14 protein-coding genes are annotated in these 13,432 nt (G+C 56.7%); 4 read left to right on the forward strand and 10 right to left on the reverse strand.

Annotated features, from left to right (window positions below; all coding sequences use genetic code 11):
* Window positions 1-226: 226 nt before the first annotated feature.
* Complete coding sequence (gene cydB, locus ABSL23_RS17070; protein WP_353635567.1) at window positions 227-1,228, reverse strand: cytochrome d ubiquinol oxidase subunit II; 1,002 nt, start codon at window positions 1,226-1,228, stop codon at window positions 227-229.
* Window positions 1,221-2,645 (reverse strand): cytochrome ubiquinol oxidase subunit I, encoded by a 1,425-nt coding sequence (locus ABSL23_RS17075; protein WP_353635568.1) that lies wholly within the window; start codon window positions 2,643-2,645, stop codon window positions 1,221-1,223. The genes cydB and ABSL23_RS17075 overlap by 8 nt, the downstream gene beginning before the upstream one ends.
* 188 nt (window positions 2,646-2,833) lie before the next feature.
* Between ABSL23_RS17075 and ABSL23_RS17080 the strand changes: the two genes are divergently transcribed.
* From ABSL23_RS17080 to ABSL23_RS17090, 3 genes are all read left to right on the forward strand, one after another.
* A complete protein-coding gene (locus tag ABSL23_RS17080; RefSeq protein ID WP_353635569.1) occupies window positions 2,834-3,391 on the forward strand; it encodes a plastocyanin/azurin family copper-binding protein in 558 nt (185 codons plus the stop codon).
* A gap of 271 nt (window positions 3,392-3,662) precedes the next feature.
* Window positions 3,663-4,247 (forward strand): hypothetical protein, encoded by a 585-nt coding sequence (locus ABSL23_RS17085; RefSeq protein WP_353635570.1) that lies wholly within the window; start codon window positions 3,663-3,665, stop codon window positions 4,245-4,247.
* Between the two features lie 283 nt (window positions 4,248-4,530).
* Window positions 4,531-4,716, forward strand: a complete 186-nt coding sequence (locus ABSL23_RS17090; RefSeq protein WP_137685088.1) for a hypothetical protein — start codon at window positions 4,531-4,533, stop codon at window positions 4,714-4,716.
* Between the two features lie 204 nt (window positions 4,717-4,920).
* Here the strand turns inward: ABSL23_RS17090 and ABSL23_RS17095 are convergent, their stop codons facing one another.
* The 5 genes from ABSL23_RS17095 to ABSL23_RS17115 all read right to left on the reverse strand — a co-directional run bounded on the left by ABSL23_RS17095 (window position 4,921) and on the right by ABSL23_RS17115 (window position 9,068).
* A complete protein-coding gene (locus tag ABSL23_RS17095) occupies window positions 4,921-6,075 on the reverse strand; it encodes a multicopper oxidase domain-containing protein (RefSeq protein ID WP_353635571.1) in 1,155 nt (384 codons plus the stop codon).
* A gap of 167 nt (window positions 6,076-6,242) precedes the next feature.
* A complete protein-coding gene (locus ABSL23_RS17100) occupies window positions 6,243-6,815 on the reverse strand; it encodes a type II CAAX endopeptidase family protein (protein WP_353635572.1) in 573 nt (190 codons plus the stop codon).
* A 251-nt stretch (window positions 6,816-7,066) separates the two neighbouring features.
* Window positions 7,067-7,483 (reverse strand): disulfide bond formation protein B, encoded by a 417-nt coding sequence (locus ABSL23_RS17105; protein ID WP_353635573.1) that lies wholly within the window; start codon window positions 7,481-7,483, stop codon window positions 7,067-7,069.
* A 7-nt stretch (window positions 7,484-7,490) separates the two neighbouring features.
* Window positions 7,491-8,477 (reverse strand): thioredoxin domain-containing protein, encoded by a 987-nt coding sequence (locus tag ABSL23_RS17110; RefSeq protein ID WP_353635574.1) that lies wholly within the window; start codon window positions 8,475-8,477, stop codon window positions 7,491-7,493.
* Between the two features lie 105 nt (window positions 8,478-8,582).
* Window positions 8,583-9,068, reverse strand: a complete 486-nt coding sequence (locus tag ABSL23_RS17115) for a COX15/CtaA family protein (RefSeq protein ID WP_353635575.1) — start codon at window positions 9,066-9,068, stop codon at window positions 8,583-8,585.
* 203 nt (window positions 9,069-9,271) lie between these two features.
* Here ABSL23_RS17115 and ABSL23_RS17120 point away from each other — a divergent pair, with 203 nt between their 5' ends.
* Complete coding sequence (locus ABSL23_RS17120) at window positions 9,272-10,234, forward strand: TFIIB-type zinc ribbon-containing protein (RefSeq protein ID WP_353635576.1); 963 nt, start codon at window positions 9,272-9,274, stop codon at window positions 10,232-10,234.
* A gap of 361 nt (window positions 10,235-10,595) precedes the next feature.
* On the opposite strand, the gene ABSL23_RS17125 is transcribed toward ABSL23_RS17120, so the two are convergent.
* The 3 genes from ABSL23_RS17125 to ABSL23_RS17135 all read right to left on the reverse strand — a co-directional run bounded on the left by ABSL23_RS17125 (window position 10,596) and on the right by ABSL23_RS17135 (window position 13,360).
* Window positions 10,596-11,498, reverse strand: coding sequence for a cation diffusion facilitator family transporter (locus ABSL23_RS17125; protein ID WP_353635577.1), 903 nt, complete (start codon window positions 11,496-11,498; stop codon window positions 10,596-10,598).
* Between the two features lie 135 nt (window positions 11,499-11,633).
* Window positions 11,634-12,554 (reverse strand): metal-dependent hydrolase, encoded by a 921-nt coding sequence (locus ABSL23_RS17130; protein ID WP_353635578.1) that lies wholly within the window; start codon window positions 12,552-12,554, stop codon window positions 11,634-11,636.
* 263 nt (window positions 12,555-12,817) lie between these two features.
* The gene (locus ABSL23_RS17135; RefSeq protein ID WP_353635579.1) at window positions 12,818-13,360 is read right to left on the reverse strand and encodes a COX15/CtaA family protein; all 543 of its coding nucleotides are present in this window, start codon (window positions 13,358-13,360) and stop codon (window positions 12,818-12,820) included.
* Window positions 13,361-13,432 lie beyond the last annotated feature (72 nt).

A 13,432-nucleotide genomic window follows, 5' to 3' on the forward strand; every position in this document is an offset into this window, starting at 1 on the left:
ACTGAGCGGCCCACCAACTGCTGTCCCAAGGGTTCCACCTGTGAGGCCAACGATTGTGAGTTGGATCCACGTTACGGTGATCCGAGACAATAGTTGCGGTTCGGGAGAGGAATGCGTTGCAGTCATCGCACTCGTCCCCGGTTGAGCGCAATCCAATCGTTGTAGTCCCTGGGCACCATTTTGTTCCGCGATACACTGGCCGTTCGTTGGATCTGAAGTCGCCTCATTAGTATGTTTCCTCGATATTTATCGGTCCGCTGAACGCTGAATAGAGCACGACAAAGTACACGAGAACGATCGGGAGCAGCACGCTCGCCATGATCGACATGAGATTGAGCGGCAGCGTGGAGATGATCGCCTCTCGGATAGTGAGTCCCACGGTTCGATCAACGAAGGGGAACAGAAGGGTTGCGACGAGCCCGACGAGTCCGAAGACGAGTGCGGCTGTCGCTGCGAACGCTGCATAATACCGACGTCTACGGAGCGCGACGACGTAGATTCCCGTCAGGGTAGCAGTGAGCATCACAAGTGCGACGACGGTGATCGAATGGAACGAGGAGCGCAGCCCTGGCTCAGTGGCATATATCACTCCGAGAGTAATGATCGCGATACCAAGATAACCCACAGCAGCTCGGATACCGTAGTCTCGCATCTCATCTCGCAGAGCGCCACGGGTTTTCAGGCCGAGGAACGCCGCACCATCGACAATCGTGAGGACAAGGACTGTGACACCACCGAGGACCCCCACTGGGGTGATGAGGCCGGTCGCTCCGACCAGCCAGTTCATCACGAACAGCCCCAGCAGAAACGGCGTAACGGCACTCCCAATAACGAACGAATAACCCCAGAACGTTCGCCAGCGGTCATCCTCACGTTCCTCATACATCTCTGGGGCGAGTCCTCGGAGGCCAAGTCCCGCGAGAATCGCGAACATCAGCAGGTAGTACCGGCTAAAGAGGTTCGCGTACACGGACGGAAACGCCGCGAATAATGCCCCACCGAAGACGACGAGCCAGACCTCGTTTCCGTCCCAGAATGGCCCGATAGCGGCCAACAGCTGTTCTTTCTCGTGATCGTTGTCACGGGTCGCAAACAGTACACCCACGCCGAAGTCGAAGCCGTCGAGGAAGAGGAACATCCCGAAGATGAAAAACAGGAGTCCGAACCAGAGTTCGGCGAGCGGCAATCCAAATAGCGGCTTCGTGGCCAGCGACCCAACGCTAGTCACCGGATGTCACCTCTGCCTCTGGGACGCGGTCGGTATCACTCTGCGTGAGTTCGTCCCGGGATGGTGGCCCCTCACGAATGATCCGGCCGACCACGTACGTGTAGAGACCCAATAGCAGGATGTACCCGGTAACGAACCCGAGGAGTGTGAACGTTGCTTCTGTACCCGTGAGATTTGGCGACACGCCGGCACTCGTCTTCATTACTCCCTGAATGACCCATGGTTGTCTGCCGACCTCGGTGACGATCCATCCGACTTCGACTGCGACAAACCCCAGCAGTGAGGAGGCCATCAGCGCTTTGTGCAGTAAGTCGTCTTCGAAGAGTTCGCCGCGCCACCATCGATAGACGCCCCAGACGGCCAACAGAATGAACCAGAAGCCGAGTGCGACCATGATTCGGAACGCCCAGAAGACGATCGCCACAGGTGGGGCTTTCGTCGAGAAGGACTCGAGTCCTCGTATCGTTGCCTGTGGGTTTCCACCGCTCGCGAGCCAGGATGCGCCACCTGGGATGCCGATTCCGAAGAGATCTTTTGTACGGGGGTTCAGCAGGTCATTAACGTCCGTGGGGAACGCGACGATATACTCGGGGACGTAGGAGTCAGTTTCCCAAACGGCTTCCATCGCGGCGAATTTCTGTGGTTGGGTTTCGGAGACGTGGCGGGCATATTCATCACCCTGAATCACTTGCAGTGGCGCCGTGATGAGCAGGACGACGAGCGCGATTTTGAGCGTCTTCTCCCAGACATCGATGTGTTCAATCGGATAGCCCCAGACGTGGTGCCGGAACACGTAGTAGGCGGCAACGCCGGCCATGAAGAGCGCGACCGACTCGACGGCAGCGTTCTGCATATGAATGAACATATAGGGGAACCTCGGATTGAGATAGGCTGCAAGCGGGTCGGTAAGCTTCACAATTCGCTGGCCGTTCTCCACGACGATTTCGAACCCACGCGGCGTCTGCATCCATGAGTTCGCGATGAGGATCCAGACGGCCGAGAGCCACGTGCCGAGCCCGACAGCGATACTCGACAGGAAGTACAGCCGGTCAGACACCCGGTCCCGTCCAAAGACGAAGATCCCGAGGAATGTGGCTTCAAGCATGAATGCCATCATTCCCTCCAAGGCGAGCGGGCCGCCAAACAGCTCCCCTGCGGTCGTTGAGAACGCGGCGAAGTTCGTTCCGAATTCGAACTCGAGGACGAGTCCCGTTACCGTTCCAACGACGAAGCTGACCGCAAATATTCGTGTCCAGAACCGACGGAGCTGTTCGTACACTGGCTGTTTGGTCCGAACCTCTTTCCATGTGAAATAGATGAGAAACGGTGCAAGCCCCATACTCATCACTGGGAAGATGATGTGGACGATGGTGGTGAGCGCGAACTGGAGACGGCTCGCAAGAACGGGATCAACCATCGGTTTCCCCTCGACGGATATCTCTATTGGCCTGAACGATGATCCGCAGACCGAGTGAAAAATGGACCCCTATCGGATGGAATGGCATCACTTCGACTTTGCGGCTTCGGTACGTCAAATGAGGGCGGTGTCCTACGTAATGGGAATCCGCGTCAACCCCTTATTCTGGGGCCTTTGATAAGAAAGATATGGAGCGTCGACAGGTGCTCAAGACAGCCGGACTTCTCGCAACAGGTGGCATAACTAGTCTCGCAGGATGTAGTAGTTCAGGGAACGGAGATAGTGGTGAGTCGGCCACGAGTGAGTCACAGGCGACCAGTAGCTCAAGCGGTTCGAATACAGTTATGATGGTTACCGAGGGTAGCAACTATTATTTCGATCCCATCGGCCTATTCGTTGAATCCGGGGAGACGGTCACGTTCGAAATTCAGAGTGGGAGCCACTCGGCGACTGCCTACAAAGAAGGAACAAGTTCGGCATCGGTAACTCGAATACCTAACGGGGCAGAAACGTTCAATAGCGAGATATTGAGTGAACAGGGTGCGACCTACGAGCATACGTTCGAAACTACAGGTACATACGATTACTTCTGTATTCCACACAAACCTATGGGGATGGTCGGACGGATCGTCGTCGGCGAACCAGGTGGTCCTGCCGAAGGGAGGATGCCGCCGGACGGAGACGTTCCCGAAAGCCAGACCATCGTCGATCAAGGCAGCGTTTCGTACAGTTCCTTCTCCGGGTAGGCGGCCGCGTACCCTGCGAGCTGTGCGCTCCGGATTCACTTGTTCACCATATGGCCGACACTGACTGTGCTTCGGACCGCCAGTATGGAGACACACGCTGTCGATGACGCTCGCACAAGGCTCGTGGCCGACATACACGGATGCTGCCCTCGATAGTGTTCGGCGAGAACGACGCGAGGTCGAACGCGAATGTCGAGCATTCCAACGGTTTCACCAGCGTATTCAGACCGTCGACACACAGACTCCTCGGTTCGAACGGTCCGTTGTTGGTGTGGATCAGAACCTTACATCCGAAGAGAAGTCGATCCGTGATACCGTCGAGCCGTGGTATCGTGAGACCGTGATGGCAGTCGACCACTACGGCGACGTGTACGGTGATTCGTTCGAGGCGAGCCTCAGTGCCGAATTCGGAGTCGATCTGCTGGTTCTCATTTCAGAAGCGACTACGTTTTCACCACTCATCAAACAACGACTCCTCGAGGCCGCACAGCAGTGTATTGACAACCGCCGGGTCTTTTTGGAGACGCTCCAGGATGAATTCACTACCCTCAAAGACGCGCAATCTACAGGTCAAGAGATCCGAGAGGCGATTGCAGAACTTGATTCTACGGAATCACAGGGAATCTCAGATACTGAACTGACCGATCGATACGACACGCTTCACACGTTGACTGATGAATGTGAGAGTTGGATCCAGCAACGGCAGGAGGAAATCCACGCTCATCGAATCGATCGGTCGGCAGACGTGGATGCCCACACTGACCTCTGTTCGTATCTCTATGAGGGTATGGAGGTTGATTATCCGGTATTGGCGACGTTTGTCGATCTCTTGGAGATCATCTCCCAATATGAGTAGTTCTCTCTTTCACCTCCTACTCAGTCTTGATGTCCTCCCATGGCTGAACAGTAGTTGGTGATTTGGCTGCGATTAGTGCTGGCAAACTGGGCGCTGGAATCAAAGGACCCCGTGTACCGGGTGTACGGCTTTCAGAATCGGCGTGAGTGGGCGTCGAACATGTTAGATAATCGACCCAGGCAACGACTGTGAAAGGGTGGGCTTCCGCTCGCACCGTGTCAGTGCCGGTTTCCAGCAAATCTACTTTGTTAACGGTTTTGTCTATCCGGTCACAACTGTACATATGGAATTCGACTTTGTGCGCTCGGTGGCCCCCCTCGTCGTAATTGTCGCCGTCGCGGCGATTGCGCTCACGACCGTGATGACCTCCTCGACGGTCTTTATGATGGTTCTGCCCTCGATGATTATCTTCTCGGTCATCGCGTTCTTCCTGGGAATGAAACATGGCGAGTTCCGCGCCAGTCCATAATAGGCCGACTCAGTAGCCGAAATCCGCTGTGTTGCGGTCCATGCTAGCCCCCAGCTGTGTTGATTCAGATTATTTCGATGACCGGTTCGCAGTCCTAGCGGCGGCTGTTTTAGCGGGGTGATGTCGAATCAACAGGAGTCCACCAGAGCCGGGTAACCCCTATCGTTCAATTAGATCCAGTCCTGGTCGTCGCGTAGAGGGTCTCTACGTGGAGTAGCCGGCGTACTCTATAAGCTGGTTGAAAATGTCCGTATCCATGACGGACCGATAGACCACGCCGGTGAGCATCCCGCCGGGATAGAACGTGCCGTTCATGACGTGGTTGACTTTGTGGCAGTGCATCAGGTAGATGCCGGGGTCTGCATCGGCAGTAAATTCGATTGTGTGTCGTTCAGCGGGGGCGACGTTCGTGACGTCCATATCGTGGCGGGCAGCCTCCGGAATCATCCCGCCGTCCTTTTCGACACGCTGGAAGCGGTGGTTATGGATATGCATCGGGTGCGACATGTATCCGCCGTTGACGAGGTGGATGCGAACTGAGTCGCCCTCGTCGACGATGATCGGTGACCCTTCTTCGGGGTGCAGCGTTCGGGGTGCGCTCTTCCCGTTGACGGTGAATACGTCCGGATTGCGGCTGGCCGAATTGTAGGTAAAGTCAGCCTCACCGGCCCACTTCCGCGGAACCCGCGAATCCCAGTCTTTGACCGTCATGAAGTATTCGCGGTCCGCCGGTTCGTAGCCTTCGGGATCGACTCGGTAGATCCCGTACATGCCCATGTCGATATGCCGGTGGGTCTGGAAGTGACAATGGTAGAAATGCGTCCCAGGGACGTTAGCGGGGATCTCGTAGGTGTGTGTCCCCCCTGGCGGAACCTGGATGCCGGTCGTCGTCGGGACGCCGTCGTTCTCCCACGTCTTGCGAACCCCGTGGAAGTGAATCGTGTGGGGACGTCGGCCATCGGTGTTGTCGAGTGTCACCTCCATCGCGTTACCCTCGGTCGTTCTGAGAATTGGGGCGGGGACGCTGGGGTCGTTGTCGTCGGCCTGGAACGCCCAGACGCGGGGGAATTCGACGGGCCCACCCATTGTATCGAGCGGGTGGACGGCGTGGCGGGCCTGCTGAGTCCGCATCGCCACTTCGCCACTCTGCTCGTCGACGTTGACGGTTGTTGGAGGGCTGGTGTAGGGGAGATCAGGCGAGTCAGTTTGTGTCTGCGTGGGCGTATCGCTCGTTGCTGCTGGCTCGTTGGCTCCGCCCGCAGAACACCCTGCTAACGAAGCGATACCGGTTGCGCCAGTTGCCGCGAGAAACTCCCGCCGGGACAGTCCGGTTCCGGGTGCGCCGAAACGTGTAGTCATGGTACACTCGGCATTTTGGTTGGCCTAAACATAGGCCGACTGCGGTGTCCCAATTCACGGGACAGCGCGTGGATATGTTCGGCAAAAAGCGAATGGAGATGGGGCTTTTCACCTAGACTTGTTCGCTAGTAGGAGTCTGAAATTGGGCCTAGAAAGCGATCAGATTGTTAGAGTCCGCCCGTGGACGACAGATAGACTCCTGCGAACTGCACCGCATTATACGTCCCGTGAATCACAGCCGGCACTATGAGGTTGCCCGTATACTCGTACGCAGCTCCCAGTACTAAGGCTAGGACGAATGCGATACCGATGTACACCAGTTTGCCTTCCCCTGACAACGAGAAGAGATGGATCGATGCGAACAGAGCGCTTGCAAGGATAATTGCACGCGCCGGATGGAGACTTTCACGGAGGGTACCCTGGACGAGCCCCCGAAACAACAGTTCTTCTCCCGGACCGACCAATAGGAATTGGAGCGGGATGAGAAGAAGGAATACACTCGGATTTTGTCGCCCGACTTCGACGATCTGATTCTGAGCCGAGTTCAGACCGAGGGCCGTGATTACTGAGGACGCCACAAAGAGCACCCCCAGGATCGCTATACTCCCCCCGATAATCACCGCCCCATCACGCTTGTCAGGGAGACGAACTGGAACGAATCCAAATCCGAGATCACGGCCTTTGAGATAGAGGACGGCGATGCCCCCAAACGTCACTCCTTGGAGGAAGAACGTACTCACAACCAGTCTGAGGGCTGGACGTGACGTGAGGTCGACTCCGAACAACCCGACGACCGTCGCGACGGCAAGGATTACGATAGCCCCCGCGACGTATGACCCATACGTGAGACCAATCGCCGAGGCGACAGACCGGAAACGAGATATCGACGACATTAATCAGATGTGAGCATAGGGCTCCACCCTACAAGCTGGCTTCGATAGGTCGGCTCCGGCGCTGTTTATTCCAAGACATCCCATGATAGTGATTTTGTTCATAGCTGACGTTCAGGTTCGACGAGGTTCGATCCAGCGAGGACGGTAATCGTCACGAGCACGAACGCGATGAGTGAGAGATTCGGAATCGTGAGTCCGAGCACCGGAGTCTGCCACTGGACGACTGCACAGGGACCAGCAAAGGTGCATGAGGCCGTCGTTGCTTGGAGTACGGAGTGATATCCCGCGATTGAAGCGCCCACTACGGTTAGTGGAACGACCGTTCGCCAGATCGTGTTGTGACTCTCGAGAGCGGCAACGCCAAGAACGACGACGAGCGGATACATGAGGATACGTTGGTACCAGCAGAGGGTACACGGAACGAGACCAAGGCCGAGACTGAACCAGAGACTTCCGAGGGTCGCAACTGCCGCGACACCTGCCCCGCCTGCAAGCCAGAATCGTCCGTCGGACATCCATGACTCAGTTTGATCCAGCTGCATCTTCGATCAACTGTCTTGTTCGCTCTTCGTTTCCGAGTGGATTGACCGTCGTGCCATCGATGAGGAGCGTGGGTGTGGCGTCGACACCGGTATCGCTCGCAGCCCTGTCAGTCGCCCGCAGCGCGTCATCGTACTGGTTTTCTTGGATCGCCGTGCGGATTGACGCTGTCTCGGAGACGCCTGCGGCCTGAGCAAACTCGACCAATCTTTCGGCGGTCGCCCACTGGTCACTCTCGGGTGGCTGATTCCGGAACACGTATTCGTGGAACGTCCAGTACGAGGCTGGGTCGGTGTTCCAGACGGCTAATCCGGCCTGACCGGCTGCGGGTGCATCGGGGCCTAAAAACGGGTCGCCACCGATATATGCGAGATTGCGGAACTCGAGCGCGATCGTTCCTGGTTCCACGTAGTCCGTCACTAGTTGTGAAAGCATCTCCGTACTGAACTGGGCGCAGTACGGACACTTCCAGCTCCCGAAGTATGTGACTGTGACATCGGCATCAGCAGACCCCATCGTCGCATAACGGAAGTCTCCAGGCGAGTCGGGAATCGGGGCAGTGGTAACGGCACCCGCATCACCTCCAGCATTCGCACCGCCCTCCGGTTCAGTACTCGTATTGTTAGAGAGAGCGGTGGCGCCGATCACGAGACCGGCAGTGGCGGCACCACCGCCGGCGAGGAGAAGTTGTCGGCGGGTCAGTCCTCCGACAGCAGCTCCGACACCTCCTTCGGAGAGCCGCTCTGAGAACGTGCGTGAATCGACGGCTGCGTCCGCCCGTTTGTAGTCCACACGTGAGAGGTCGTCGGGATGTGCGGCGAGCCAGTGTCTGTAGAGCTGCTCGTCAGTTTCGTCACCGAGTTGTTCGCCACAATAATGGCAGGCGCTGTGGGCGTTCCATGTGTGGTCACGCGCTGCTCCAGCTGTTTCGAATTGATCTGTACAGATCGGGCAGGTGTGTGCAGTCATTCGTGATCACTACTCCAGGTGGCAGATTTCATAGGCTCCATGCTGTTCTCTCGTAGTGAGCTGAATCGTCGGTGTCTGTGGCATTGTATTATGCGCAGGGTGTCATTAGCGGCGGAGATATGCGACGAGGAAGGTCGTCAGGAGACAGAGGAGTATAAGAATTGCCACGCCGAGGTGGGTCGTCACGATGATCGGTTGGAGATCTTCCGTGACGGTCAATCCTCCGAGGATAACCTGTAACGGAAGGAGGACGAGAGCGGCCGTGGCCGACCATTTGACAATCGGGGTATTCCCGTGTGTCACCCATGCTCCAACGGTCGTGCCGACGATCAGAACCCCGGCCGTCATCGCCAGTCCACGGTGAGCCCACTCAGCGAAGATTTGGAGTGCAGAGTATGGCGAGTTAGTAATGATCTCGGGTTGAAGGAAGGGGACCCACGTCCCGTAGCAGGTCGGCCAATCGGGACAGGAAAGTCCAGCACCGATTGCACTAGTGTAGGCTCCGAGAAGCATCACGATATACGTCACTAGTAGCGTGAACCCGGCGATATGCCTGTACCTGACCGGAGTCTTTGAAATCGTGGTTCGCAAGTAGTGCCAGCGAGCTCGGGATTGAGACATAATATTGGGTAGGGACTCTGATTCGCGGTGTTATGAGTTGGTGACTTAGAGACAAAGTGTTAGGCCGGATTCCCAGTGAGTGGGACACCGCCTGCTATTCATTGAGGACCCGTCTCATGATATTGTTAAGAAGACCCACGGTTCGTAGGGAAAACCCCCTATACGCCGATATTATGATGTCTCAAGAACATACCCAGCAACGGTCGAAAGATAAACGAGACCATGAGGTGAAGTCTGCTAACGACAACACCTGTCCCGAGTGTCAGGGCCGTGTTACCCGGAACAGCGACAGCGGCGAGGCGACCTGCGAAAGCTGTGGGTTGGTTTTTGAAGATGATCCAATCGACCACGGCCCGGAGTGGCGTGCTTTCACGTCGGACGAACGCGATGAAAAAAGTCGGGTGGGTGCACCGACGACGCAGCTGATGCACGACAAGGGCCTGAGTACGACTATCGGCTGGCAGGACAAAGATGCCTACGGACAGGCTGTCTCCGGTCGCAAACGTGCTCAATTACAGCGTCTCCGGACGTGGGACGAGCGGTTCCGAACGAAGGATGCCCACGAGCGGAATCTCAAGCAAGCGCTCGGGGAGATCAGCCGTATGGCGTCCGCTCTGGGACTTCCGGAATCGGTTCGGGAAACTGCAGGCGTCCTGTACCGGCGTGCTGTAGAGCAGAATCTGCTCCCCGGTCGCTCAATAGAGGGTATGTCGACGGCGTCGTTGTACGCGGCTGCCCGACAGCACGACATGCCACGGCCGCTGACTGAGTTCGCTGACGTCAGCCGTGTCGAGAAAATCCGGATCCAGCGAGGGTACCGATATCTGTCCCGGGAACTCGGGCTGGAAATCAAGCCGGAGGATCCCACGCAATATATCCCGCAATTCGCGTCATCGCTTGACGTGAGCGACGAAGCAGAACGGCGCTCTCGAGAACTGCTTGAGGTAGCTACAAATAATGCCGTCCACAGTGGGAAAAGTCCAGCCGGGTTGGCGGCTGCCGCGCTATATGCTGCGACCCACCTCACGAACGAGCAGCTCACACAGGAGACGGTGAGTGAGGTCGCCCACGTGAGTCGAGTCACGATCCGGAATCGATACCAAGAGCTTCTCGAGGTGTACGCGCAGCATGACTGACCGGCCGGCGTTTGCGGGCGAAATACAGCTACGGATATGCCAATGACACGTTAGCTACTTTGACCGAGTTCTCAATACAGACCGAGATCGAAGTATTGGAGGTGCTCGCTGACGAGTCACCTTGCCATGTGATGGAGATTACTAATATCGTCGATGGGCACCCGATCACGATCGACCAAGCGTGTGCTCATCTCCACAGTGAGGGCTGTATTGTTCCGCGCGGGAGGGGTCTCTGCGAGATTACCGGCGTCGGCGAACAACGACTCGAAACTCCCAGGAATCATAACATATGATAACAATCTTACTATGTTCGCCCGCGCTCGTATCTGCAAACTCTCGTTACATCCGCTGACACCGGGATTCAATCGCCATGCTCCGTTGGGTGAGTTGGGCTCTCTTCACCACGGACATCTATCGTTACGTGATCAATACCGAATTCGTCGTGCAGGAGTTCCGTTATTGATCGCTTGAGCTCGTCACGTTCACTAATCGTTTCGGCGTCGCTGGTCACGTGAACTGTCGCCACATCGAGTCGACTCGACAGCGACCAGACGTGGACGTCGGAAACTGCAGTTACGTCGTTGAGGGCATCGATGCGTGCTTCGAGGGCATCGACTGAGATTGGACTGCGCTGGAAGAAAATCGCACCACTCTCCCGGAGTAGTTTGACTGCCGACCAAATGATGATAACAGCGATGAGTGCTGCCGTAATCGGGTCGGCAATGTAGTACCCGCCAAATTCTACGAATAGCATCGAGAGGATGACTGCGACCGATGCGCCCGCATCCCCGAGAAGATGATAGAATGCACCACGCTCGTTCAGCGACATCTCACCGCCCTGAACAACGTAGACTGACACGAGGTTTATGACCAATCCCCCAGTTCCGAGGAGCATAGTCATCCAAGGGTCGATGTCTACTGGAGAGAGATAGCGCTGGTAGGACTCCCAGAGCAAGAATACCACCATCGGGACGAGTAACACGCCGTTCAGGAACGCTGCGAACGGTTCGACGCGGCTCAGGCCGTAACTCCAGTATTCGCCGGGTTCGGATTTAGTTCCGATGTAGGCCGCGATGAGTGCCATCACGTACGCCAGCGAGTCGAACAGCATGTGGAACGCGTCCCCGACGAGCGCGACAGATCCAAACGCCAAACCACCCAAGAGTTCAATAACGAAGCCGGCGAGATTAATAGCTGCTACCGCACCAAGAGTGCGAACACCAGCGTCCTCGCCGTGTTCGTGACTGTGACGCTCGGAATTCATACTCTACCTCGGGCGAGATTCCGGAACGCCTTCAACCCCACCGACAGAAGAAAGTCCGAACTCTTGCTGTGGTAATCGGAATGATAGTTGCGACTGGGCATCAGCAGTTAGTACCGCCAGCAACGAGGCGTTGTCTCAGCCGAGCGTACCGTAAGCAGCTGCGTACGCGATAGCACCAACGGTAACTGCGGCGAGTCCTGTCACGAGCGTTTCACTGCGTCTGTGGCGAGCGAAGGGATGGGCTGGAATCCCAACTCCGACGATGGCGAGCGCGAGAATACTGAAGACAAAGAGTGGAGCCGTGTGAATCGTCGGCGTAGGAATAACGAAGACAGCAGCCGCGTACCCGCTTCCGGCCACGGCACGCGGGCGAAGCAACCTACGGATCGAAATCCGCTGTAACCGCGTATACGCGACTATCGCTAGCCAAATCGTCCCGAGTTCAAGGAGGAACACGGCCAGCAAGTGCACCGTCGGGTCCGGATGCAACGCAATCCGACTGGTCACCAGCACGATGTCGAACGGATAGAGAAAATCGGCAGGACCGCCCGTGAATAGATCTCCGAACGGATGCGATACCAAGCCGATCAGAGCTGCACCAAACAGCCAGCCCGTCGAACTCCTCTTCCGACGTGCCCACTCCCCGATTGCGAGCCCTGTAGCTACGTACACGACTAACACTCCAGCGTTCACGAGGCCGTCGACGACCGCGCCGATAGCGATGATGGACAAGAAGCCCCCGACAGCAGCAATTCGGCTGACGCGCGCTGGAATATTCCATGCTGCGACCGCGGCAGCAAGAATCGCACCAATCACGATCGAATGCGTGGCTCCGCGATGAACCGTATTCGCAGTCCCCCAGAACACATCAGGAGACACCGTCTGTACGGACCGTGCAAGCAATCCAATAGGTGCGTACACGATATCCACGTCAGGGACGAATGCAAACAGTCCGGCGACGATGCCCAACTGTATCGCTCGCTCACGGCTACAGCCCGCCACTGTCGCTAGAAACGCAACGAGGGCGAACGCTCCGAGGCCGTGCCCGACGAACATAGACTTCCTACTTCGCTTACGGCAATAAGCAGCGCGTGACATAGTGACACACGAATCGCTCAACGGCACTTGTCGTCCAACCGATTGTGAATCTGGATCCTCAAGCCCCCGTCTTGGTAGGTTTCTGATTACAAAATGGTCCGGCCCGTAGAGTCCACCCGTTGCCGTCAGATAGACTGCTGCGAACTGCACTGCATTATACATCCCGCCTTCGAAGTAGGCCGGTGAAGTTTAGTCACCGGGATCGTCTCACGCACACGAACTCATGGTACCTGCTCGTACTGCATTTTTCCTCGGCTGGAAAGCCAGCCGGTGAGGAATGTAGTTAGCAGGCAGAGCAGAATGAGCGTCGCGACGCCAAGATGCGTAGTCACGACGAATGGTTGGAGGTTTTCCGTCACCGTTAATCCACCCAGAAGGACCTGTATCGGAAGGAAGATCAGTGCTCCCGTCGCGGACCATGTGACGAGCCGGTTGTTGGGATACGCAAGCCACGCTCCGATCGTCGTCCCCAAGATGATGAAGCCGGCTGTCATCGCCAGTCCACGGTGTGCCCACTCCGCGAAGATTTGGAGTGCGGAATACGAGGAACTGGCAACGATCCCGGGGTGAAGAAAGGGAACCCACGTTCCGTAGCACGTTGGCCAGTCTGGGCACGATAATCCAGCGCCGATCGCGCTCGTATATGCGCCGAGGAGCATCACGGCATAGGTTACGACGAGTGTGACCCCTGATAGATGCGTATATGTGACGGGGGACTCCCGGAAGCCGTATCGAACTCGCGTGACGATTGAGGATACCTGCATAGTATCTTGAAGTGAGCGTGCGTTGTTACCGTGTCATCCTTTTTCATCTAACTCGATAAATCGTAACGGCGG

It is taken from the genome of Halobacterium sp. NMX12-1 (assembly GCF_040435975.1).
In the GTDB taxonomy this organism is placed as follows: domain Archaea; phylum Halobacteriota; class Halobacteria; order Halobacteriales; family Halobacteriaceae; genus Halobacterium; species Halobacterium hubeiense.